Genomic DNA, 21,474 nt, shown 5'->3' on the forward strand with positions numbered 1-21,474 from the left:
AGGGCGGCGCTCACGCGTCGTACAGATCGGCCTTCCGCGGCATCGGGTCCTGGACGTTGCCGCTGAGGAACGCCGAGCGGGCGCCGAACTTCTCCGTGTCCACGCCGTTCTCCTCCAGCACCTTGATCGCGGCCGAGTGCACCACGCGCAGCACCGGGGTGGCCGCGCGCAGGGCGTCGTCGGCCATGAAGCGGTGCCGCCAGGGCTGGTCGGCCCACGCGTGCCGCAGACCGAACGGCTCGGGCAGGCCGAGTGAGCCGCCGAGCCAGTTCAGCAGCGGCGGGTACCAGGTCAGCGGGGCGCGCACGGCCAGGCGCACGACCTCGTCGGTGGGGACCAGCGGCAGCTTGACCGTGCGGGTCTCCCACGGCTTGAGAGACTTGGCGACCTCCTTGGCCGGCGCCTCCGGCTTGGTGGTGAACAGCCCGTTCACCGGCCCCAGCGCATGCCCGGTGACCTCGATCCGCAGGGTCTGGTGCAGCACGGTGACGGTGATCAGCATCGTGATCACCAGCTGCCCGTCCCACAGCGTCCACTGCACGCCGAGATAGTGCCGGTCGCCGCTGCCGAACTGCTGCTTGTTGCAGATCTCCTGTATGGCGTGCGGCTTGACCTGGAAGGCCTCGACGTCGGTGCCTTCGGGGCGGGACACGGCCCCGGCGTTCTCGCCGACGGGGGTGACGATCCAGTGCCGTATCGACGGCTTGGGGAAGCCGCCGGTGTTGAGGGGGCCGCGCTGCAGCAGGGACAGCTGGTCGTGGATCGCGCGGATGACGTCCCAGCTGCGGAAGGGGTGGATCTCCCGGGTCGGATCGGCGGGCACCAGCTCCTCGGCGAGCTGCCAGGCGCCCCAGCGGGTGCCCATGCCGAGTATGCCCTTGGGGCCGGCGTAGAACACGGAGTTGGACTGCTGCTCGGCGCTGAGCCGGGCCAGGGCCTGGCGCAGCTCCTCGGCGGCGGTCTGGCCGGGACCGCGGGGCACGGCCTCGGGGACCTTCGCGCCGACGCTGCTGCCCGAGAGCAGGCCGTCCCACCGGGCCCGCAGGTCCTGGGCGGTGCGCTCGCAGATCCGCTTGGCCCACAGCCAGCCGAGCACGGGGACGACGACGGCCGCGCGGGCATACCACGCCCAGAACCCGCCGAACGGCATCTTCAGCAGGAACAGCGCGGCGAGGATGCCGACGCCCAGCAGGAGCGCGGTGGCCAGCGATCCGGCCCGCTTGTCGTCGCGCCGGACGACGAGGGAGCGCAGCTGGAAGACGAGCAGCCAGCCGAGCATGCCGGGCAGGAAGAGCAGGCCGCACACGACGGTGATGGCGGTCAGCCTGTTGTCGCGCTCCCGCCGGATGTTGTTGGCGGCCAGGGCGTGTTCCACGACGAACCGGGGTTCGGCGCCGAAGGACTGGATGAGCGGCTTGCGGCCGGGGGCGAGCATCCGGTCCACCAGGGCCCGGGAGAACGCCTCGCCGAGATTGGGCCGGAACATCTTCATCCTGCCCGGTTTGACGGTCGACTGGTGCCACTCGTTGTCGGCCTTCTTGATCTCCTCGACCGGGCTGTCCCGGTACGCCGCGGACGCCAGCGCGGAGGTCGCCGCCTGCCCCTCGTCGCCCGAGACGGGTACCTGGGGCCCGTCCCACTCCGTTCCAAACGACATTCCCGCCCCCATCGCCGCCGGTGTCGCTCCTGCGGCCTTCCCGACTTCCCTGCCCCGCACACCTCTTGGACCGCTCACTGTGCCGATTCCCGGCGACTCCCGGCCGGTTGCGGCACGATGTGATCAGGACGTCAGCGTATCCGCCGGCACCGGCGGCACGGGGGCGGACGGCCGAAGCCGCCCGCCCGCACGCCGGTTTGCGCCCCGGCGCGCTACCCGTCGTCCCCCGACTGCTCGCGGATGCGTTCGGCGATCTGCGGCGGCATCGGCTCGTGCCGGACGTACCTCCGGTCGAAGCGCGCGGTGCCGTGCGACAGCGAGCGCAGATCGACGGCGTACCGGCCGATCTCGAACTCGGGGACCTCGGCGCGGATCAACGTCCGCCCGGAGCCGACCTGTTCGGTGCCGAGGAGCCGGCCGCGCCGGCCGGAGAGGTCGCTCATCACGGCGCCCACGTAGTCGTCGCCGACCAGGACGGTGACCTCGGCGACCGGCTCCAGCAGGTGGATCTTCGCGTCCGCGGCGGCCTCCCGCAGCGCGAGCGCGCCCGCCGTCTGGAAGGCGGCGTCGGAGGAGTCCACCGAGTGGGCCTTGCCGTCCACCAGCGTGACCCGCACGTCGACGAGCGGGTAACCGGCCGCGACCCCCTTCGCGGCCTGGGCCCGCACGCCCTTCTCGACGGACGGGATGAACTGGCGGGGCACCGCGCCGCCCACGACCCGGTCCACGAACTCGATGCCCGAGCCGCCCGGCAGGGGCTCCACCTCGATCTCGCAGATCGCGTACTGGCCGTGCCCGCCGGACTGCTTGACGTGCCGGCCGCGTCCGGCGGCCTTCGTCGCGAACGTCTCCCGCAGGGAGACCCGGTGCGCCACGACGTCGACCTGGACGCCGTAGCGGCTGCGCAGCCGTTCCAGGGCGACGTCGGCGTGCGCCTCGCCCAGGCACCACAGGACGACCTGATGGGTGTCCTGGTTCTGCTCCAGGCGCATGGTCGGGTCCTCGGCGACCAGCCGGGCGAGGCCCTGGGAGAGCTTGTCCTCGTCGGCCTTGCTGTGCGCCCGGATGGCGACCGGCAGCAGCGGGTCCGGCATCTGCCAGGGCTCCATCAGCAGCGGGTCGTCCTTGGCGGAGAGCGTGTCGCCGGTCTCGGCGCGGCTCAGCTTGGCCACGCACACCAGGTCGCCGGCGACGGCGTGCGTCACCGGCCGCTGCTGCCGGCCGAAGGGCATCGACAGGGCGCCGATCTTCTCGTCCACGTCGTGGTCCTCGTGGCCGCGGTCGGCGAGGCCGTGCCCGGAGACGTGCACGGTCTGGTCGGGGCGCAGGGTGCCGGAGAAGACCCGCACCAGCGAGATCCGGCCGACATAGGGGTCGGAGGAGGTCTTGACGACCTCGGCGACCAGCGGGCCGTCCGTGTCGCACGGCTTCAGCTCCCGCGGTGTGCCGTCGATGCCGGTGACCCCGGGCAGGGGGTGCTCGAACGGGGTCGGGAAGCCGCCGGTGACCAGCTCCAGCAGTTCCACCGTGCCGAGGCCCTGCCGGGCGCCCTCGGCGGCGGGGGCGGCGGCCAGGACCGGGAAGAAGCTGCCGCGGGCGACCGCCCGTTCCAGGTCCTCGATCAGGGTCTTGACGTCCACCTGCTCGCCGCCCAGATAGCGGTCCATGAGGGTCTCGTCCTCGCTCTCCGAGATGATCCCCTCGATGAGCCGGTTGCGGGCCTCCTCGATGCCGGGCAGCTGCTCCCGGTCCGGCTCGGACTCCTTGCGCTCCCCGGTCGAGTAGTCGAACAGCTTCTGCGACAGCAGCCCGACCAGCCCGGTCACCGGCGCGTGCCCGTCGGGGCCCTCGGGGCCGTGCAGCGGCAGGTACAGCGGCAGCACGGCGTCGGGGTCGTCGCCGCCGAAGGCCTCCGCGCAGGTCCGGGTGGTCTCCTCGAAGTTGCCGCGCGCGGACTCCAGGTGCGTGACCACGATCGCGCGGGGCATGCCGACGGCCGCGCACTCCTCCCAGACCATGCGCGTCGAGCCGTCGACCCCGTCCGCCGCCGAGACGACGAAGAGGGCCGCGTCCGCGGCTCGCAGACCGGCCCTCAGCTCACCGACGAAGTCGGCGTATCCGGGGGTGTCCAGGAGGTTGACCTTGATGCCGTTCCACTCCACCGGCACCAGGGAGAGCTGGACCGAGCGCTGCTGGCGGTGCTCGATGTCGTCGTAGTCGGAGACGGTGCCGCCGTCCTCCACGCGGCCCGCCCGGTTCACCGCCCCCGCGGTCAGCGCGAGGGCCTCCACCAGGGTCGTCTTCCCCGAACCGGAGTGGCCGACCAGCACCACGTTCCGTACGGACGCGGGCCGGTCGGCCGCCAGAGCCCTGCCGGCGGCCCCGGGGTGGTGTGCCTGTGCCTTGTCGCCCATGGTCCTGCCTCCCGTGCACGGTGAGGTCACTGTGGGCGCGGACACGCGGGACCCTGCCGCGCAGGGGGACCCCCGGCTTGGCGGCTCCGGCGACGCCCGCGGTCCTTCGAGCTTTCCACTCCCGTCACGCCGCGTCCATACGAACGGCCACGAAGGGTGCGTACGGGACACCGATCGCGTCACACGCGCCCCGCGCGCGGCGGCGTGCGCCGCTTCCCGGCGCGGCTGCGGGTGCCCGCCGGTCACGCACCTGCGCGCGTGGCTACGATGGGCCAGCCGACGGCCACCAGGGGCCGCGGCGACACCGACCGTCGGGAAGGCCATGCTGAACAAGTACGCGCGTGCATTCTTCACGCGTGTCCTCACGCCGTTCGCCGCGTTTCTCATCCGCCGGGGCGTGAGCCCCGACACGGTCACGCTCCTGGGCACCGCCGGTGTGGTCGCGGGTGCGCTGGTCTTCTACCCCCGGGGCGCGTTCTTCTGGGGCACGGTCGTGATCACCCTGTTCGTCTTCTCCGACCTGGTCGACGGCAACATGGCCCGGCAGCTCGGCCGCTCCAGCCGCTGGGGCGCCTTCCTGGACTCCACGCTGGACCGGGTCGCCGACGGCGCGATCTTCGGCGGCTTCGCGCTCTGGTACGCGGGCCACGGGAACGACGACGTGCTGTGCGCGGTGTCGATCTTCTGCCTGGCCAGCGGCCAGGTGGTGTCGTACACCAAGGCGCGCGGCGAGTCGATCGGCCTGCCGGTGGCCGTCAACGGGCTCGTCGAGCGCGCCGAGCGGCTGGTGGTCTCGCTGGTCGCGGCCGGACTCGCGGGCCTGCACACGTTCGGTGTGCCGGGCATCCAGTGGCTCCTGCCGGCCGCCCTGTGGATCGTGGCCGTCGGCAGTCTCGTCACGCTGATCCAGCGGGTCGTCACCGTCCGCCGCGAGTCCGCCGAGGCCGAGGCGGCCGCGGACCGGGAGAACACGGCCCGGGGGAGCGAGGCGGCGAAGTGAGCACCGCCGACCGGCTCACCGACGCCCTGTACGGCCTCGGCTGGAGCACCGTCAGGAAACTCCCCGAACCCGCCGCCGCGCGCCTCGGCCGCACCATCGCCGACCTCGCCTGGAAACAGCGCGGCAAGGGCGTGCGGCGCCTGGAGGCCAACTACGCGCGCGTGGTGCCCGGCGCCGGCCCCGAGCGGCTCGCCGAACTCTCCCGCGCGGGCATGCGCTCCTACCTGCGCTACTGGATGGAGTCCTTCCGGCTGCCGGCCTGGAGCGCCGAACGCGTGCGGTCGGGCTTCGAGCCCCAGGACATACACCACCTGACCGACGGCCTGGCCGCGGGCCGGGGCGTGGTCCTCGCCCTGCCCCACCTGGCCAACTGGGACCTGGCGGGCGCCTGGGTCACCACCGCGCTGAAGACGCCGTTCACGACGGTCGCCGAGCGGCTGAAGCCCGAGACGCTCTACGACCGGTTCGTCGCCTACCGCGAGGGACTCGGCATGGAGGTCCTGCCGCACAGCGGCGGCTCCGCCTTCGGCACCCTGGCCCGCAGGCTGCGCGACGGCGGCCTGGTCTGCCTGGTCGCCGACCGCGACCTGTCCGCCTCCGGCGTCGAGGTCCAGTTCTTCGGCGAGGCGGCCCGCATGCCCGCGGGACCGGCGCTGCTCGCCCAGCACACGGGCGCGCTGCTGCTGCCCGTCACCCTCTGGTACGACGACTCGCCCGTCATGCGGGGCCGCGTGCATCCCCCGGTCGAGGTACCGGCGTCGGGCACGCGCGCCGAGAAGACGTCCGTCATGACCCAGGCGCTGGCCGATGCCTTCGCCGGCGGAATCGCCGAGCACCCGCAGGACTGGCACATGCTGCAGCGCCTGTGGCTCGCCGACCTCGACCCCGCGAAGGGACCCGCGTGAGAATCGGCATCGTCTGCCCCTACTCCTGGGACGTGCCGGGTGGCGTCCAGTTCCACATCCGCGACCTCGCCGAGTACTTCATCCGGCTCGGCCACGAGGTGTCCGTCCTCGCCCCGGCCGACGACGACACCCCGCTGCCGCCGTACGTCGTCCCGGCCGGCCGCGCGGTGCCGGTGCCGTACAACGGCTCCGTGGCCCGGCTGAACTTCGGGTTCCTGTCGGCCGCGCGGGTGCGGCGCTGGCTGCACGAGGGCGCCTTCGACGTCGTCCACATCCACGAGCCGGCCTCGCCCTCGCTGGGCCTGCTGACCTGCTGGGCGGCGTCCGGCCCGATCGTGGCCACCTTCCACACCTCCAACCCGCGCTCGCGCGCGATGATCGCCGCGTACGCGATCCTGCAGGCAGCCCTGGAGAAGATCAGCGCGCGGATCGCCGTGAGCGAGTACGCCCGCCGGACGCTGGTCGAGCACCTGGGCGGGGACGCGGTCGTCATCCCCAACGGCGTCGACGTGGACTTCTTCGCGAAGGCCGAGCCGAGACCGGAGTGGCAGGGCGACACCATCGGCTTCATCGGCCGGATCGACGAGCCCCGCAAGGGCCTGCCCGTGCTGATCAGGGCCCTGCCGAAGATACTGGCGGCCCGGCCGGCGACGCGGTTGCTGGTCGCGGGCCGAGGCGACGAGAAGGCCGCGGTGGAGGAGCTGCCGAGGGAGCTGCGCCCCCGCGTGGAGTTCCTCGGCATGATCAGCGACGAGGACAAGGCCCGCCTGCTGCGCAGCGTCGACCTGTACGTCGCGCCCAACACCGGCGGGGAGAGCTTCGGCATCATCCTCGTCGAGGCGATGTCCGCGGGCGCCCCCGTCCTCGCCTCCGACCTGGACGCCTTCGTGCAGGTCCTCGACAAGGGGGCCGCCGGCGAGGTCTTCGCCAACGAGGACGCGGACGCGCTGGCCGAGGCGGCCGTGCGCCTGCTGGAGGACCCGGCGCGCCGGGCCGAGCTGCGCGCCCGCGGCAGCGCCCATGTGCGGCGGTTCGACTGGTCCACGGTCGGCGCGGACATCCTGTCCGTCTACGAGACGGTGACGGCGGGCGCGGCTGCGGTCGGCGCGGACGAGAGGGCCACGGGCCTGCGGGCCCGCTTCGGCCTGGCCCGCGACTGACGCGGGGCCGCGGACGCGGCGGCGGCCGGCCCCGCGGGGCGGCGGGGCCGGGGGCCGCCGCGGGTGGTCCGGGCCTCCCCGGGCCGGTCTGTGGCCTCCCTGGTCCGGGCCTCTCTGGTCCGGGCCTGCCGGGGGCGGGTCTGTGGCCTCTCTGGTCCGGGCCTGCCGGTGGCCGGTCCGTGGCCTCTCTGGTTCAGCCTGCCGGGGGCCGGTCCGGGGGCCCTCCCGCGGGTCCGGGGCCCAAGGGGCGCTCCTGGGCCTTCCAGGGGTGGTCCGGTGGGTCAGGGCCCGGCACGAGACCCCGGACCGGCCCCCGCGGGTCCGGGCGGCCGGGGGGCCGGGACCGGAGGCCGGAGCGCCGGGCCGGGGCGGGACTGCCGCGGAGGGTCCGTGGCGGCACCGATAGCCTTCCGGCGTGACCGCAACCCTCATCTGGATCCTCGTCGCACTCGTCGCGACCGGCGTGTACCTGAGCTGGACGGCCGGGCGGCTGGACCGGCTGCACGTGCGGATGGACGCCGCCCGCGCCGCGCTCGACGCCCAGCTGCTGCGGCGGGCCTCCGTGGCCCAGGAACTGGCGACCTCGGGCGTGCTGGACCCGGCCGCCTCGATCGTGCTGTACGAGGCCGCGCACGCCGCCCGGCAGGCCGAGGAGGACCACCGGGAGGTCGCCGAGAGCGAGCTGAGCCAGGCACTGCGGGCGGTCTTCGGGGAGCCGGCCCAGGTGGAGGCTGTGCGGGAGGCGCCGGGCGGCGAGGAAGCGGCCCGTGAGCTGGCCGAGGCCGTGCGCCGGGTGCCGATGGCCCGCCGCTTCCACAACGACACCGTGGGGGCCGCGCGCCGGCTGCGCGAGCACCGCAAGGTCCGCTGGTTCCGGCTGGCCGGGCACGCGCCGTTCCCGCTGGCCTTCGAGATGGACGACGAGCCGCCCGCGGCCCTGGTGGAACGGGTCTCCTGACCCCCCCGGGCCCTTCCGCGGCCGGAAAAGGATCCACCGGCTTGCCATTGGCCCTTGCTGTGGCCTGGTCCGTTCGCGTTTCCTCGTCGGTGCACAACCCCTCTTTCCCTTCAGTGAGGTCACCCGTGTCCACCATCGAGAACCAGGCTCCCGAGACCGGCACCGCCCGCGTGAAGCGCGGTATGGCCGAGCAGCTCAAGGGCGGCGTGATCATGGACGTCGTCACGCCGGAGCAGGCGAAGATCGCCGAGGACGCGGGCGCCGTCGCCGTCATGGCCCTCGAGCGGGTCCCGGCCGACATCCGCAAGGACGGCGGCGTGGCCCGTATGTCCGACCCGGACATGATCGAGGGCATCATCGACGCGGTCTCCATCCCGGTCATGGCCAAGTCCCGCATCGGCCACTTCGTCGAGGCCCAGGTCCTGCAGTCGCTCGGCGTCGACTACATCGACGAGTCCGAGGTCCTCACCCCGGCCGACGAGGTGAACCACTCCGACAAGTGGGCCTTCACCACCCCGTTCGTGTGCGGCGCCACCAACCTGGGCGAGGCCCTGCGCCGCATCGCCGAGGGCGCCGCGATGATCCGCTCCAAGGGCGAGGCCGGCACCGGCAACGTCGTCGAGGCGGTCCGCCACCTGCGCCAGATCAAGAACGACATCGCCCGCCTGCGCGGCCTGGACAACCACGAGCTGTACGCCGCCGCCAAGGAGCTGCGCGCCCCGTACGAGCTGGTCAAGGAGGTCGCCGAGCTGGGCAAGCTCCCGGTGGTCCTCTTCTCCGCCGGCGGCGTCGCCACCCCGGCCGACGCGGCCCTGATGCGCCAGCTCGGCGCCGAGGGCGTGTTCGTCGGCTCCGGCATCTTCAAGTCCGGCGACCCGGCCAAGCGGGCCGCGGCCATCGTGAAGGCCACCACGTTCTACGACGACCCGAAGATCATCGCGGACGCGTCCCGCAACCTCGGCGAGGCCATGGTCGGCATCAACTGCGACATCCTCCCCGAGTCCGAGCGCTACGCCAACCGCGGCTGGTGATCACCGCATGAGCAGCGAAGCCCCTGTCATCGGCGTCCTGGCGCTCCAGGGCGACGTGCGGGAGCACCTCATCGCCCTGGCCGCGGCCGACGCCGTGGCCAGGCCGGTGCGGCGCCCCGAGGAGCTCGCCGAGGTCGACGGCCTGGTCCTCCCCGGCGGCGAGTCCACCACCATCTCCAAACTGGCCCTCCTCTTCGGAGTGATGGAACCCCTGCGCGCACGCGTGCGCGACGGCATGCCGGTCTACGGCACCTGCGCCGGCATGATCATGCTCGCCGAGAAGATCCTCGACCCGCGCTCGGGCCAGGAGACCGTCGGCGGCATCGACATGATCGTGCGCCGCAACGCCTTCGGCCGGCAGAACGAGTCGTTCGAGGCCGCGGTCGACGTCGCGGGCATCGCGGGCGATCCGGTGGAGGGCGTCTTCATCCGCGCCCCCTGGGTGGAGTCCGTGGGCGCCGCGGCCGAGGTGCTCGCCCGGCACGACGGACACATCGTCGCCGTCCGCCAGGGCAACGCGCTCGCCACGTCGTTCCACCCGGAGCTGACCGGCGACCACCGTGTGCACTCCCTGTTCGTGGACATGGTGCGCGCGCACCGGTCACCTGAGTGACAGGGGAGTCCTTGTAGGATTCTCGGCGTTCGTACAGGGATGGGTTACGCGAAGGAGACAGGCAGATGTCCGGCCACTCTAAATGGGCCACGACGAAGCACAAGAAGGCCGTCATCGACGCCAAGCGCGGCAAGCTCTTCGCGAAGCTGATCAAGAACATCGAGGTCGCGGCCCGCATGGGCGGCGCCGACCCCGACGGCAACCCGACGCTGTACGACGCCATCCAGAAGGCGAAGAAGAGCTCGGTCCCGAACAAGAACATCGACTCCGCGGTCAAGCGCGGCGCGGGCCTGGAGGCCGGCGGCGCCGACTACGAGACGATCATGTACGAGGGCTACGGACCGAACGGCGTCGCCGTGCTCATCGAGTGCCTCACCGACAACCGCAACCGCGCCGCGTCCGAGGTCCGCGTCGCCATGACCCGCAACGGCGGGTCCATGGCCGACCCCGGCTCCGTGTCGTACCTGTTCAACCGCAAGGGCGTCGTCATCGTCCCCAAGGGCGAGCTCACCGAGGACGACGTGCTCGGCGCCGTCCTGGACGCGGGCGCGGAGGAGGTCAACGACCTCGGCGAGAACTACGAGGTGATCAGCGAGCCGGGCGACCTGGTCGCGGTGCGCACCGCCCTGCAGGAAGCCGGCATCGACTACGAGTCCGCCGAGGCCAACTTCGTCCCGACCATGCAGGTCGAGCTGGACGAAGAGGGCGCGAAGAAGATCTTCAAGCTCATCGACGCGCTCGAGGACAGCGACGACGTGCAGAACGTCTTCGCGAACTTCGACGTGAGCGACGAGGTCATGGCGAAGGTGGACGCGTAGCACACGCGGCGTGCCCCCACGGGCCGGCGGGACGACCCGCCGGCCCGTCGCTGTGCCGGGCGACGGTGCGAGGCGTTGTCGGTGGCACCCGATAGCCTGCACGAACAGTCCGTCGGAAGGGGAGGGCACGCGTGCGCGTACTGGGGGTGGACCCCGGGCTGACCCGGTGCGGTGTCGGCGTCGTCGAGGGGGTCGCGGGGCGCCCGCTCACCATGCTCGGCGTCGGGGTCGTGCGGACGCCCGCGGACGCCGAACTCGGCCACCGCCTGCTCGGCGTCGAGCAGGGCATCGAGCAGTGGCTGGACGAGCACCGGCCCGAGTTCGTCGCCGTCGAGCGCGTCTTCAGCCAGCACAACGTCCGCACCGTGATGGGCACCGCCCAGGCCAGCGCCGTCGCGATGCTGTGCGCCGCCCGCCGCGGCATTCCCGTCGCCCTGCACACCCCCAGCGAGGTCAAGGCCGCCGTCACCGGCAGCGGCCGCGCGGACAAGGCGCAGGTCGGCGCGATGGTCACCCGGCTGCTCCGGCTGTCGGCGCCGCCCCGCCCCGCCGACGCGGCCGACGCCCTCGCGCTCGCCATCTGCCACATCTGGCGCGCCCCCGCCCAGAACCGGCTCCAGCAGGCCGTCGCCCTGCACACCGCACACGCAACGAAAGGCCGTAGGGCATGATCGCCTTCGTCAGCGGCACGGTCGCCGCTCTCGCCCCGGACGCCGCGGTCGTCGAGGTCGGCGGCGTCGGCATGGCCGTCCAGTGCACGCCGAACACGCTGTCGACACTGCGCGTCGGCCGCCCGGCCACGCTGCACACCTCCCTCGTCGTCCGTGAGGACTCCCTGACCCTGTACGGCTTCGCCGACGACGACGAGCGCCAGGTCTTCCAGCTGCTGCAGACCGCCAGCGGCGTCGGCCCGCGGCTCGCGCAGGCCATGCTCGCCGTGCACACCCCCGACGCGCTGCGCCGCGCGGTCGCCACCGGTGACGAGAAGGCCCTCACGGCCGTCCCCGGCATCGGCAGGAAGGGCGCCCAGAAACTGCTGCTGGAACTGAAGGACCGGCTCGGCGAGCCCGCCGGCGCTCCCGCGGCCGGCGCCCCGGCCGCCCAGGGCTGGCGCGACCAGCTGCACGCGGCCCTGATCGGTCTCGGCTACGCCGCCCGCGAGGCCGACGAGGCGGTCGCCGCCGTGGCGCCGCAGGCCGAGGCGGCCGGCGGCGCCCCGCAGATCGGCTCGCTGCTGAAAGCCGCCCTGCAGACCCTGAACCGAGCCCGCTGAGGCGGGACAGTCGTAAGGCAGACACATGAACTGGGACGACACGACCGGCACCCCCGCCTCCGACCGGCTGGGCGGGCCCGCCGCGGAACGGCTGGTGGACTCCGTCGCCGACCGCGAGGACCAGGCCGTCGAGGCCGCCCTGCGCCCCAAGGACCTCGGTGAGTTCATCGGGCAGGAGAAGGTCCGCGAACAGCTCGACCTGGTGCTCCGCGCCGCCCGCGCGCGCGGCGCCACCGCCGACCACGTGCTGCTGTCCGGGGCGCCCGGCCTCGGCAAGACGACCCTGTCCATGATCATCGCAGCCGAGATGGGCGCGCCCATCCGCATCACCTCCGGCCCCGCCATCCAGCACGCCGGCGACCTCGCCGCGATCCTCTCCTCCCTCCAGGAGGGCGAGGTCCTCTTCCTGGACGAGATCCACCGCATGTCCCGGCCCGCCGAGGAGATGCTGTACATGGCGATGGAGGACTTCCGCGTCGACGTCATCGTCGGCAAGGGCCCCGGCGCCACCGCGATCCCCCTGGAGCTGCCCCCCTTCACCCTGGTCGGCGCCACCACCCGCGCGGGCCTGCTGCCGCCCCCGCTGCGCGACCGCTTCGGCTTCACCGCGCACATGGAGTTCTACGGGCCGCACGAACTGCAGCGCGTGGTGCACCGCTCGGCGCACCTGCTGGACGTCGAGATCGAGCCGGACGGCGCCGCCGAGATCGCGGGCCGCTCCCGCGGCACGCCCCGCATCGCCAACCGCCTGCTGCGCCGCGTCCGCGACTACGCGCAGGTCAAGGCCGACGGCGTGATCACCCGCGAGATCGCCGCGGCCGCCCTCGCCGTGTACGAGGTCGACGCCCGCGGCCTCGACCGGCTCGACCGCGCCGTGCTCCAGGCCCTGCTCAAGCTGTTCGGCGGCGGCCCGGTCGGTCTGTCCACCCTCGCCGTCGCGGTGGGGGAGGAGCGGGAGACCGTGGAGGAGGTCGCGGAGCCCTTCCTGGTCCGGGAGGGCCTGCTCGCCCGCACTCCGCGCGGCCGGGTCGCCACCCCCGCCGCCTGGGCGCACCTCGGTCTCACCCCGCCCCCTTCGGTTCCCGGAGGCGCCGCGGGAACCGGACAACAGGACCTGTTCGGGGCGTGATGGCGGCGCGACGGCCAGGGCATTGGCCGGAGCAGGAACCCAGGTGCCATGCTGAGCGTTGTTCCATGCGCGCGGACTCGCTTAGACTCCGCCGATGCCGCCTTCGCGGGCGGCGCCGACCAACACCCCCATTACACAAGGCCGCTCTCCGTCGCGGTCGCGCGAAGGAAACCCCGTCCCGTGAATGCCTATACCCTCCTCCCCTTCATCGTGCTCATCGCGGCCATGTTCCTGATGACGCGCTCGGCCAAGAAGAAGCAGCAGCAGGCCGCCGAGATGCGGAACCAGATGCAGCCCGGCTCCGGCGTCCGCACGATCGGGGGCATGTACGCGACGGTCAAGGAGGTCAACGAGGACACGGTCCTCCTCGACGCCGGACCGGGCGTGGAGCTCCTCTTCGCGAAGAACGCCATCGGCGCCGTCCTCACCGACGACGAGTACAACCGCATCGTCCACGGCATCGAGCACGACCTGAAGTCCGACGCCGACGTCGTCCCGGACGACGCGTCCTCCCTCACCGAGACCGAGACCGAGACCGACGGGACCCCCGCCGCTGCCGCCGCCTCCGACGACAAGATCGACGACAGGATCGACCTCGGTAAGAAGGACGCGGCCGAGCGCGGCGCGGACGCGATCCGGGCCGCCGAGGACCGGGCCGACGCGGCCGAGGCCAGGGCGGACGACGAGCCGAAGAAGACCGACGGCGACTCCGACGCGAAGTAGTCACGCCCCGGGACGCGCGCGGCGGCGCCACCAGGACCGCCCCGCGCACCCCGGGCGCGTCCGTTTCGCACGGGATCCCGACACCATGTCATGGCCGACCGCGCCGACCGGGCGCGGGGCGGCCCGAGAGGGAGTACGAGAAGGTGGCAGCACCTAAGAGGGGCCGAAGCGCGAGCGCCCCGAGCAAGCCGGGGCGCTCGCTGGCCCTCATCCTGATCGCCATCGTGGCGCTGACCGGAGGGATGTTCGCCTCAGGGCACACCACTCCGCGTCTCGGCATCGACCTCGCCGGCGGTACGAGCATCACGCTCAAGGCGAAGGCCGACCAGGGGTCCGCGATCAACAAGGCCAACATGGACACCGCGGTCGACATCATGAACCGCCGTGTCAACGGCCTGGGCGTCTCCGAGGCGGAGGTGCAGACCCAGGGGACCGACAACATCATCGTCAACATCCCCAAGGGCACCAACTCCAAGGAGGCCCAGGAGCAGGTCGGCACCACCGCCAAGCTGTACTTCCGCCCGGTCCTCGCCAGCGAGCCGAGCGGCGCCGCCGCGAAGAGCCCGTCGCCGAGCGCGTCCACCGGCGGCAGCTCCTCGCCGAAGCCGGGCGCGAGCCCCTCCGCGAGCGCCTCGTCGAAGCAGAAGGCGTCCTCGTCCGGCTCCGGGTCGCCCACGGCCACGGCCACCTCCCAGGGCCGCGCCGTCACCGACGGGCTGAAGGCCGACGCCACCCCCTCGCCGAGCGGCTCCGCCTCCGGCAGCGGCAAGCCGTCGGCCACCCCCTCCGCCTCCGCCGGCAGCGGGTCCGGCGCCGACGCCAAGCTCCAGGCCCGATACGCCGCCCTGGACTGCACCAAGCCGACCGACCGCGCCGAGGCCGGCAAGAACGCCAAGCCCGGCGAGACCACCGTGGCCTGCGGCGAGATCGACGGGGCCTGGTACAAGTACCTGCTCGGCCCGGCCGCCGTGGACGGCACCGAGGTGAAGAAGGCCCAGGCCGTCTTCGACACCCAGGGCGCCTCCGGCTGGCAGGTCCAGATGACCTTCACCGGCAAGGGCGCCAAGAAGTTCGCGGACATCACCGGCACGCTGGCCAAGAACCAGCCCCCGCAGAACGAGTTCGGCATCGTCCTGGACGGCGAGGTCGTCTCCAGCCCGTACGTGCAGACCGCCATCACCGGCGGCCAGGCGGAGATCTCCGGCAGCTTCAAGCAGGACGAGGCGCAGAGCCTGGCCAACATGCTGTCGTACGGCGCCCTGCCGCTCTCCTTCCGGGAGGAGTCCGTCACCACCGTCACCGCCGCGCTCGGCGGTGAGCAGCTGCACGCCGGTCTGCTGGCCGGCGCCATCGGTCTCGCCCTCGTGGTGCTGTACCTGGTGATCTACTACCGCGGCCTGTCGCTGGTGGCCATGGCGTCCCTGGTGGTCTCCGCGGTCCTCACCTACGTCATCATGTCGCTGCTCGGCCCGGCCATCGGCTTCGCGCTGAACCTCCCGGCCGTCTGCGGTGCCATCGTGGCCATCGGCATCACCGCGGACTCCTTCATCGTGTACTTCGAACGCATCCGCGACGAGATCCGCGAGGGCCGCACCCTGCGCCCCGCCGTCGAGCGGGCCTGGCCCCGCGCCCGGCGCACCATCCTGGTCTCGGACTTCGTGTCGTTCCTCGCCGCCGCCGTGCTGTTCATCGTCACCGTCGGCAAGGTGCAGGGCTTCGCCTTCACGCTCGGCCTGACCACCCTGCTCGACGTGGTCGTCGTCTTCCTGTTCACCAAGCCGCTGATGACGCTCCTGGCCCGCCGCGCGTTCTTCGCCGACGGCCACAAGTGGTCCGGACTCGACCCGAAGAGCCTGGGTGCCAAGCCGCCGCTGCGCCGCACCCGCCGTCCCGCCGGTCCCCTCGCCGGCCCTGCCGACCCGAAGGAGGCGTGAGCGATGTCGAAACTCGGCAACCTCGGCGCTCGACTGCACCGCGGCGAGATCTCCTACGACTTCGTCGGCAAGCGCAAGATCTGGTACGGCGTCTCCATCCTGATCACCATCACGGCCATCGTCGGCCTGGCGGTGCGCGGCCTGAACATGGGCATCGAGTTCCAGGGCGGCGCCGTCTTCACCACGCCGACGAAGATGAGCACGTCGGTGGCCCAGGCGGAGGAGTACGCCCAGCGGTCCTCCGGCCACGAGGCGATCGTGCAGAAGCTCGGCAACGGCAGCCTGCGCATCCAGATCGCCGGCATCGACACCGACCAGTCCGACCGGATCAAGCAGGAGCTGGCCAAGGATCTGGACCTCGACCCCGAGCGGCTCGCCGCCGACCTGGTCGGCCCGAGCTGGGGCGAGCAGATCGCCAACAAGGCCTGGGAGGGCCTGGCGATCTTCATGGTGCTCGTCGTGATCTACCTGGCGATCGCCTTCGAGTGGCGCATGGCCCTCGCGGCGCTCGTCGCGCTGATCCACGACATCACCATCACGACCGGCATCTACGCCCTGGTCGGCTTCGAGGTCACGCCCGGCACCGTCATCGGTCTGCTGACCATCCTCGGTTACTCGCTCTACGACACGGTCGTCGTCTTCGACAGCCTCAAGGAGCAGACGAAGGACATCACCCGGCAGACCCGCTGGACCTACAGCGAGATCGCCAACCGGTCCATCAACGGCACCCTGGTCCGCTCGATCAACACCACCGTCGTCGCCCTGCTGCCGGTCGCCGGTCTGCTGTTCATCGGCGGCGGCTTCCTCGGCGCGGGCACCCTCAACGACATCTCGCTGTCGCTGTTCGTCGGCCTCGCGGCCGGCGCCTACTCCTCGATCTTCATCGCCACGCCGCTCGTCGCCGACCTCAAGGAGCGCGAGCCGGCGATGAAGGCCCTCACCAAGCGGGTGCTGGCCAAGCGCGCCCAGGCCGCCGCCGACGAGGACCCGGTGGAGTCCCGTCCCGTCGCCGGGCACGACGCCGACGACGCCGCGCCCGCGGTGGTGGGACCGCGGGGCCAGGCCGCGACCCGCGGCCGGGGCCGCGGCCGGACCTCGGGGAAGCGCCGATGACCGGGATCCAGGAGCTGCTGCTCAGCCGCATCCGTGACGTCGCCGACTACCCGGAGCCCGGGGTGATGTTCAAGGACATCACCCCGCTCCTGGCCGACCCGGCGGCCTTCACGGCGCTCACCGACGCCCTCGCCGAGATCGCCGCCGGCACCGGCGCCACCAAGGTCGTCGGCCTGGAGGCGCGGGGCTTCATCCTCGCCGCCCCCGTCGCCGTCCGCGCCGGCCTCGGCTTCATCCCCGTCCGCAAGGCGGGCAAGCTGCCGGGAGCCACCCTGCGCCAGGCCTACGACCTGGAGTACGGCTCGGCGGAGATCGAGGTGCACGCCGAGGACCTGGCCGCCGGCGACCGCGTGCTCATCGTGGACGACGTCCTGGCCACCGGCGGCACCGCCGAGGCCGCCGTCCAGCTCATCCACCGCGCCGGCGCCGAGGTCTCCGGGATCGCCGTGCTGATGGAGCTGGGCTTCCTCGGCGGCCGCGCCCGCCTGGAGCCCGCCCTGCGCGGGGCGCCGGTGGAGGCGCTGCTCAGCGTCTGACCGGCCCGCACGCCGACGGCCGCCCCGGGGCACCCGCCCCGCGGCGGCCGTCGCGGTGTGCGGGCGGCCACCGGCGTCCGCGCAACGCGTCGCGGACGCCGGCCGGAATCCCGCGGGAGTCCGGTGCGTGGCGCGGGTGGACGGTCCTCACAGCCGCCTGGGGGCGATGACCGGGCGCAGGATGGCTACCATGGGGTTTCCGGAGCCTGACCGGGGGACCCGGATCGCGCACGAGGAGTCCTCTTGCCAGACGAGGCCCAGCCACTGACCGCCGCCAAGCCCGAGTCCGCCTCGGGGTCCGCGGCGAAACCCGCGCCGCACACCGCCCAGGTGAAGAACGACACCCGCGGGGCGGGCGAGCACGCCCAGTCCGCGCCCGTCGAGAAGAGCGCCGAGGCCTCCCGTCCCAAGCCGTCCCCCGCCGCCGGCTCCGCCCGGACGGGGGCGTCCCCGTCGCCCGAGCGACCGGCGCAGCCGCCCGTCGTGCGCCAGCCCGCGGCGCCCCCGGCCCGCACCGGCTCGTCCAACCGCGTCCGCGCCCGTCTCGCCCGGCTCGGCGTCCAGCGCGCCAACCCGTACAACCCGGTCCTGGAGCCGCTGCTGCGGATAGTGCGCAGCAACGACCCCAAGATCGAGAACTCCACGCTCCGCCAGATCGAGCGCGCCTACCAGGTCGCCGAGCGCTGGCACCGCGGCCAGAAGCGCAAGAGCGGCGACCCGTACATCACGCACCCGCTCGCCGTCACCACCATCCTGGCCGAGCTGGGCATGGATCCGGCCACGCTGATGGCCGGCCTGCTGCACGATACCGTCGAGGACACCGAGTACGGCCTCGACCAGCTGCGCCGCGACTTCGGCGACACCGTCGCCCTGCTCGTCGACGGCGTCACCAAGCTGGACAAGGTCAAGTTCGGCGAGGCCGCGCAGGCCGAGACCGTGCGCAAGATGGTCGTCGCCATGGCCAAGGACCCGCGCGTCCTGGTCATCAAGCTCGCCGACCGGCTGCACAACATGCGCACCATGCGCTACCTCAAGCGCGAGAAGCAGGAGAAGAAGGCGCGCGAGACGCTGGAGATCTACGCGCCGCTCGCCCACCGGCTCGGCATGAACACCATCAAGTGGGAGCTGGAGGACCTCGCGTTCGCGATCCTCTACCCCAAGATGTACGACGAGATCGTCCGGCTGGTGGCCGAGCGGGCGCCGAAACGGGACGAGTACCTGGCCATAGTGACCGACGAGGTCCAGGCCGACCTGCGCGCCGCCCGCATCAAGGCGACCGTCACCGGCCGTCCGAAGCACTACTACAGCGTCTACCAGAAGATGATCGTCCGCGGCCGTGACTTCGCGGAGATCTACGACCTGGTGGGCATCCGCGTCCTCGTCGACACCGTGCGCGACTGCTACGCCGCCCTCGGCACCGTGCACGCGCGGTGGAACCCGGTCCCCGGCCGGTTCAAGGACTACATCGCGATGCCCAAGTTCAACATGTACCAGTCGCTGCACACGACGGTCATCGGGCCCAACGGCAAGCCGGTCGAACTCCAGATCCGCACGTTCGACATGCACCGCCGCGCCGAGTACGGCATCGCCGCGCACTGGAAGTACAAGCAGGAGGCCGTCGCCGGCGCCTCCAAGGTCCGCACCGACGTGCCGAAGGCGTCCGGCAAGGACAAGGACGCCATCAACGACATGGCGTGGCTCAGGCAACTGCTGGACTGGCAGAAGGAGACCGAGGACCCCAGCGAGTTCCTCGAGTCCCTGCGCTTCGACCTGTCCCGCAACGAGGTCTTCGTCTTCACGCCCAAGGGCGACGTCATCGCGCTCCCGGCCGGCGCGACCCCGGTGGACTTCGCGTACGCCGTCCACACCGAGGTCGGCCACCGCACCATAGGAGCGCGGGTCAACGGCCGCCTCGTACCGCTCGAGTCCACCCTGGACAACGGCGACCTGGTGGAGGTCTTCACCTCCAAGGCGCCCGGCGCCGGCCCGTCCCGCGACTGGCTCGGCTTCGTCAAGTCGCCCCGGGCCCGCAACAAGATCCGGGCCTGGTTCTCCAAGGAGCGCCGCGACGAGGCGATCGAGCAGGGCAAGGACGCCATCGTGCGGGCGATGCGCAAGCAGAACCTGCCGATCCAGCGCATCCTGACCGGCGACTCCCTCGTCACGCTCGCGCACGAGATGCGCTACTCGGACATCTCCGCGCTCTACGCGGCGATCGGCGAGGGCCACGTCTCCGCGCAGAACATCGTCCAGAAGCTCGTCCAGGCGCTCGGCGGGGAGGAGGCCGCCACCGAGGAGATCGACGAGACGGTCCCGCCGACCCGCGGACGCGGCCGCAAGCGCCGCACCAGCGCCGACCCCGGCGTCGTCGTCAAGGGCGTCGAGGACGTGTGGGTCAAGCTGGCCCGCTGCTGCACCCCGGTGCCCGGCGACCCGATCATCGGATTCGTCACGCGCGGCAGTGGCGTATCGGTTCACCGCAGCGACTGCGTCAACGTCGACTCGCTGTCCCGCGAGCCGGAGCGCATCCTCGACGTCGAGTGGGCCCCCACCCAGTCCTCGGTGTTCCTCGTCGCCATCCAGGTCGAGGCGCTGGACCGCTCCCGGCTGCTGTCGGACGTCACCCGCGTCCTGTCCGACCAGCACGTCAACATCCTGTCCGCGGCCGTGCAGACCTCCCGCGACCGGGTGGCGACCTCCCGGTTCACCTTCGAGATGGGCGATCCCAAGCACCTCGGCCACGTCCTGAAGGCCGTACGGGGCGTGGAGGGCGTGTACGACGTGTACCGCGTGACGTCGGGACGCAGCAGGTCATGACGCCCGGCCGGCCACGAAACGCCGGCCGGCCGACGGGAAAGGGCCCTGTACGCGCGTACAGGGCCCTTCCGCGTCAGCAGCGCGGGATCATCCGCCGAACTCCTGCAGACCCTTCAGGGCCTGGTCCAGGAGCGCCTGGCGGCCCTCCAGCTCACGCTCCAGCTTCTCGGCCCGCGCGTTGTTGCCCTGGGCGCGCGCCTGCTCGATCTGCGCCGTCAGCTTGTCCACGGCGGCCTGCAGCTGGCCGGTCAGACCCTCGGCACGCGCGCGTGCCTCCGGGTTGGTGCGGCGCCACTCGGCCTCCTCGGCCTCCTGGAGCGCCCGCTCGACGGCGTGCATCCGGCCCTCGACCTTCGGCCGCGCGTCCCGCGGGACGTGACCGACGGACTCCCAGCGCTCGTTGATCGAGCGGAAGGCGGCCCGGGCGGCCTTCAGGTCCTGGATCGGCAGGAGCTTCTCGGCCTCCTCGGCCAGCTCCTCCTTCAGCTTCAGGTTCTCCGCCTGCTCCGCGTCCCGCTCGGCGAACACCGAGCTGCGGGCCGCGAAGAACACGTCCTGGGCGCCGCGGAAGCGGTTCCACAGGTCGTCCTCGTGCTCGCGCTGGGCGCGGCCCGCGGCCTTCCACTCCGCCATCAGCTCGCGGTAGCGGGCCGCCGTCGGACCCCAGTCCGTCGAGCCCGACAGCGCCTCCGCCTCGGCGACCAGCCGCTCCTTGGTCCGGCGGGCCTCCTCGCGCTGCGCGTCCAGCTGCGCGAAGTGCGCCTTGCGGCGCTTGGAGAACGCCGACCGGGCGTGCGAGAAGCGGTGCCACAGCTCGTCGTCGGACTTGCGGTCCAGCCGCGGCAGGCCCTTCCAGGTGTCCACCAGCGCCCGCAGCCGCTCACCGGCCACCCGCCACTGGTCGGACTGCGCCAGCTCCTCCGCCTCCGCGACCAGCGCCTCCTTGGCCTTGCGGGCCTCGTCGGACTGCCTGGCCCGCTGCGCCTTGCGCTCCTCACGGCGCGCCTCGACGGTCTCCGCCAGCTTGTCGAGCCGCTTGCGCAGGGCGTCCAGGTCACCGACCGCGTGGTGCGCGTCCACCTGCTCGCGCAGGTGGCCGATGGCGGTGTGGGCGTCCTTCGCCGACAGGTCGGTGGTCTGCACTCGCTTCTCGAGGAGGCCGATCTCGACAACCAGGCCCTCGTACTTGCGCTCGAAGTAGGCAAGCGCCTCCTCGGGGGAGCCAGCCGCCCAGGAGCCGACGACCTTCTCGCCGTCGGCCGTACGCACGTACACGGTCCCCGTCTCGTCGACGCGGCCCCACGGGTCGCTGCTCACAGCGCCTCCTCCACATGATGCCTGCGGGGGGCCTCAGCGCCCCCGGGCATCGTCCACAGTTTCGTCACGGCCAACA

At 72.5% G+C, this 21,474-nt stretch carries 17 protein-coding genes and 1 pseudogene; 15 read left to right on the forward strand and 3 right to left on the reverse strand.

Translation table 11 applies throughout. The annotated features are described in order from the left end of the window. Positions 1–10: 10 nt before the first annotated feature. A complete protein-coding gene (locus ABZ261_RS10275; protein WP_356857351.1) occupies positions 11–1,657 on the reverse strand; it encodes a hypothetical protein in 1,647 nt (548 codons plus the stop codon). A gap of 212 nt (positions 1,658–1,869) precedes the next feature. Beyond that, positions 1,870–4,071 carry an elongation factor G-like protein EF-G2 gene (locus ABZ261_RS10280; protein WP_356857353.1) on the reverse strand — a complete coding sequence of 734 codons (2,202 nt, stop codon included), beginning with the start codon at positions 4,069–4,071 and terminating at the stop codon, positions 1,870–1,872. Between the two features lie 267 nt (positions 4,072–4,338). Between ABZ261_RS10280 and pgsA the strand changes: the two are divergent. The 15 genes and pseudogenes from pgsA to ABZ261_RS10355 all read left to right on the forward strand — a co-directional run bounded on the left by pgsA (position 4,339) and on the right by ABZ261_RS10355 (position 20,081). Next, a pseudogene (gene pgsA, locus ABZ261_RS10285) lies at positions 4,339–5,071 on the forward strand (phosphatidylinositol phosphate synthase). Next, the gene (locus ABZ261_RS10290; protein WP_356857355.1) at positions 5,068–5,976 is read left to right on the forward strand and encodes a phosphatidylinositol mannoside acyltransferase; all 909 of its coding nucleotides are present in this window, start codon (positions 5,068–5,070) and stop codon (positions 5,974–5,976) included. The pseudogene pgsA and the gene ABZ261_RS10290 overlap by 4 nt, the downstream one beginning before the upstream one ends. Next, entirely contained in the window at positions 5,973–7,136 is a 1,164-nt protein-coding gene (locus ABZ261_RS10295) for a glycosyltransferase family 4 protein (RefSeq protein ID WP_356857357.1), read from the forward strand. The genes ABZ261_RS10290 and ABZ261_RS10295 overlap by 4 nt, the downstream gene beginning before the upstream one ends. Positions 7,137–7,551: 415 nt before the next feature. After that, positions 7,552–8,094: a hypothetical protein gene (locus ABZ261_RS10300; RefSeq protein ID WP_356857359.1), complete on the forward strand. Its 543-nt coding sequence runs from the start codon at positions 7,552–7,554 to the stop codon at positions 8,092–8,094. A gap of 125 nt (positions 8,095–8,219) precedes the next feature. After that, complete coding sequence (pdxS, locus tag ABZ261_RS10305; protein WP_356857361.1) at positions 8,220–9,125, forward strand: pyridoxal 5'-phosphate synthase lyase subunit PdxS; 906 nt, start codon at positions 8,220–8,222, stop codon at positions 9,123–9,125. 7 nt (positions 9,126–9,132) lie between these two features. Then, positions 9,133–9,738 (forward strand): pyridoxal 5'-phosphate synthase glutaminase subunit PdxT, encoded by a 606-nt coding sequence (gene pdxT / locus ABZ261_RS10310; RefSeq protein ID WP_356857363.1) that lies wholly within the window; start codon positions 9,133–9,135, stop codon positions 9,736–9,738. 65 nt (positions 9,739–9,803) lie between these two features. Continuing rightward, positions 9,804–10,556 carry a YebC/PmpR family DNA-binding transcriptional regulator gene (locus ABZ261_RS10315; protein ID WP_356857364.1) on the forward strand — a complete coding sequence of 251 codons (753 nt, stop codon included), beginning with the start codon at positions 9,804–9,806 and terminating at the stop codon, positions 10,554–10,556. A 131-nt stretch (positions 10,557–10,687) separates the two neighbouring features. Then, entirely contained in the window at positions 10,688–11,227 is a 540-nt protein-coding gene (ruvC, locus tag ABZ261_RS10320; RefSeq protein WP_356857366.1) for a crossover junction endodeoxyribonuclease RuvC, read from the forward strand. Continuing rightward, complete coding sequence (gene ruvA / locus ABZ261_RS10325; RefSeq protein WP_356857368.1) at positions 11,224–11,829, forward strand: Holliday junction branch migration protein RuvA; 606 nt, start codon at positions 11,224–11,226, stop codon at positions 11,827–11,829. Before ruvC ends, ruvA begins: the two co-directional genes overlap by 4 nt. A gap of 25 nt (positions 11,830–11,854) precedes the next feature. Continuing rightward, the gene (gene ruvB, locus ABZ261_RS10330; protein WP_356857370.1) at positions 11,855–12,958 is read left to right on the forward strand and encodes a Holliday junction branch migration DNA helicase RuvB; all 1,104 of its coding nucleotides are present in this window, start codon (positions 11,855–11,857) and stop codon (positions 12,956–12,958) included. A 180-nt stretch (positions 12,959–13,138) separates the two neighbouring features. Further along, positions 13,139–13,681: a preprotein translocase subunit YajC gene (gene yajC / locus ABZ261_RS10335; RefSeq protein WP_356857372.1), complete on the forward strand. Its 543-nt coding sequence runs from the start codon at positions 13,139–13,141 to the stop codon at positions 13,679–13,681. A gap of 143 nt (positions 13,682–13,824) precedes the next feature. Continuing rightward, entirely contained in the window at positions 13,825–15,615 is a 1,791-nt protein-coding gene (gene secD, locus ABZ261_RS10340) for a protein translocase subunit SecD (RefSeq protein ID WP_356857374.1), read from the forward strand. Between the two features lie 3 nt (positions 15,616–15,618). After that, the gene (gene secF / locus ABZ261_RS10345) at positions 15,619–16,728 is read left to right on the forward strand and encodes a protein translocase subunit SecF (protein ID WP_356857376.1); all 1,110 of its coding nucleotides are present in this window, start codon (positions 15,619–15,621) and stop codon (positions 16,726–16,728) included. After that, positions 16,725–17,264: an adenine phosphoribosyltransferase gene (locus ABZ261_RS10350; RefSeq protein ID WP_356857378.1), complete on the forward strand. Its 540-nt coding sequence runs from the start codon at positions 16,725–16,727 to the stop codon at positions 17,262–17,264. The genes secF and ABZ261_RS10350 overlap by 4 nt, the downstream gene beginning before the upstream one ends. A 243-nt stretch (positions 17,265–17,507) precedes the next feature. Further along, positions 17,508–20,081, forward strand: coding sequence for a RelA/SpoT family protein (locus tag ABZ261_RS10355; RefSeq protein ID WP_356857380.1), 2,574 nt, complete (start codon positions 17,508–17,510; stop codon positions 20,079–20,081). Between the two features lie 87 nt (positions 20,082–20,168). Here the strand turns inward: ABZ261_RS10355 and ABZ261_RS10360 are convergent, their stop codons facing one another. Beyond that, positions 20,169–21,398 (reverse strand): DUF349 domain-containing protein, encoded by a 1,230-nt coding sequence (locus ABZ261_RS10360; protein WP_356857382.1) that lies wholly within the window; start codon positions 21,396–21,398, stop codon positions 20,169–20,171. Between the last annotated feature and the right edge of the window lie 76 nt (positions 21,399–21,474).

Origin of the sequence: Streptomyces sp. NPDC006193 (assembly GCF_040613915.1) — a bacterium.
In the GTDB taxonomy this organism is placed as follows: domain Bacteria; phylum Actinomycetota; class Actinomycetes; order Streptomycetales; family Streptomycetaceae; genus Streptomyces.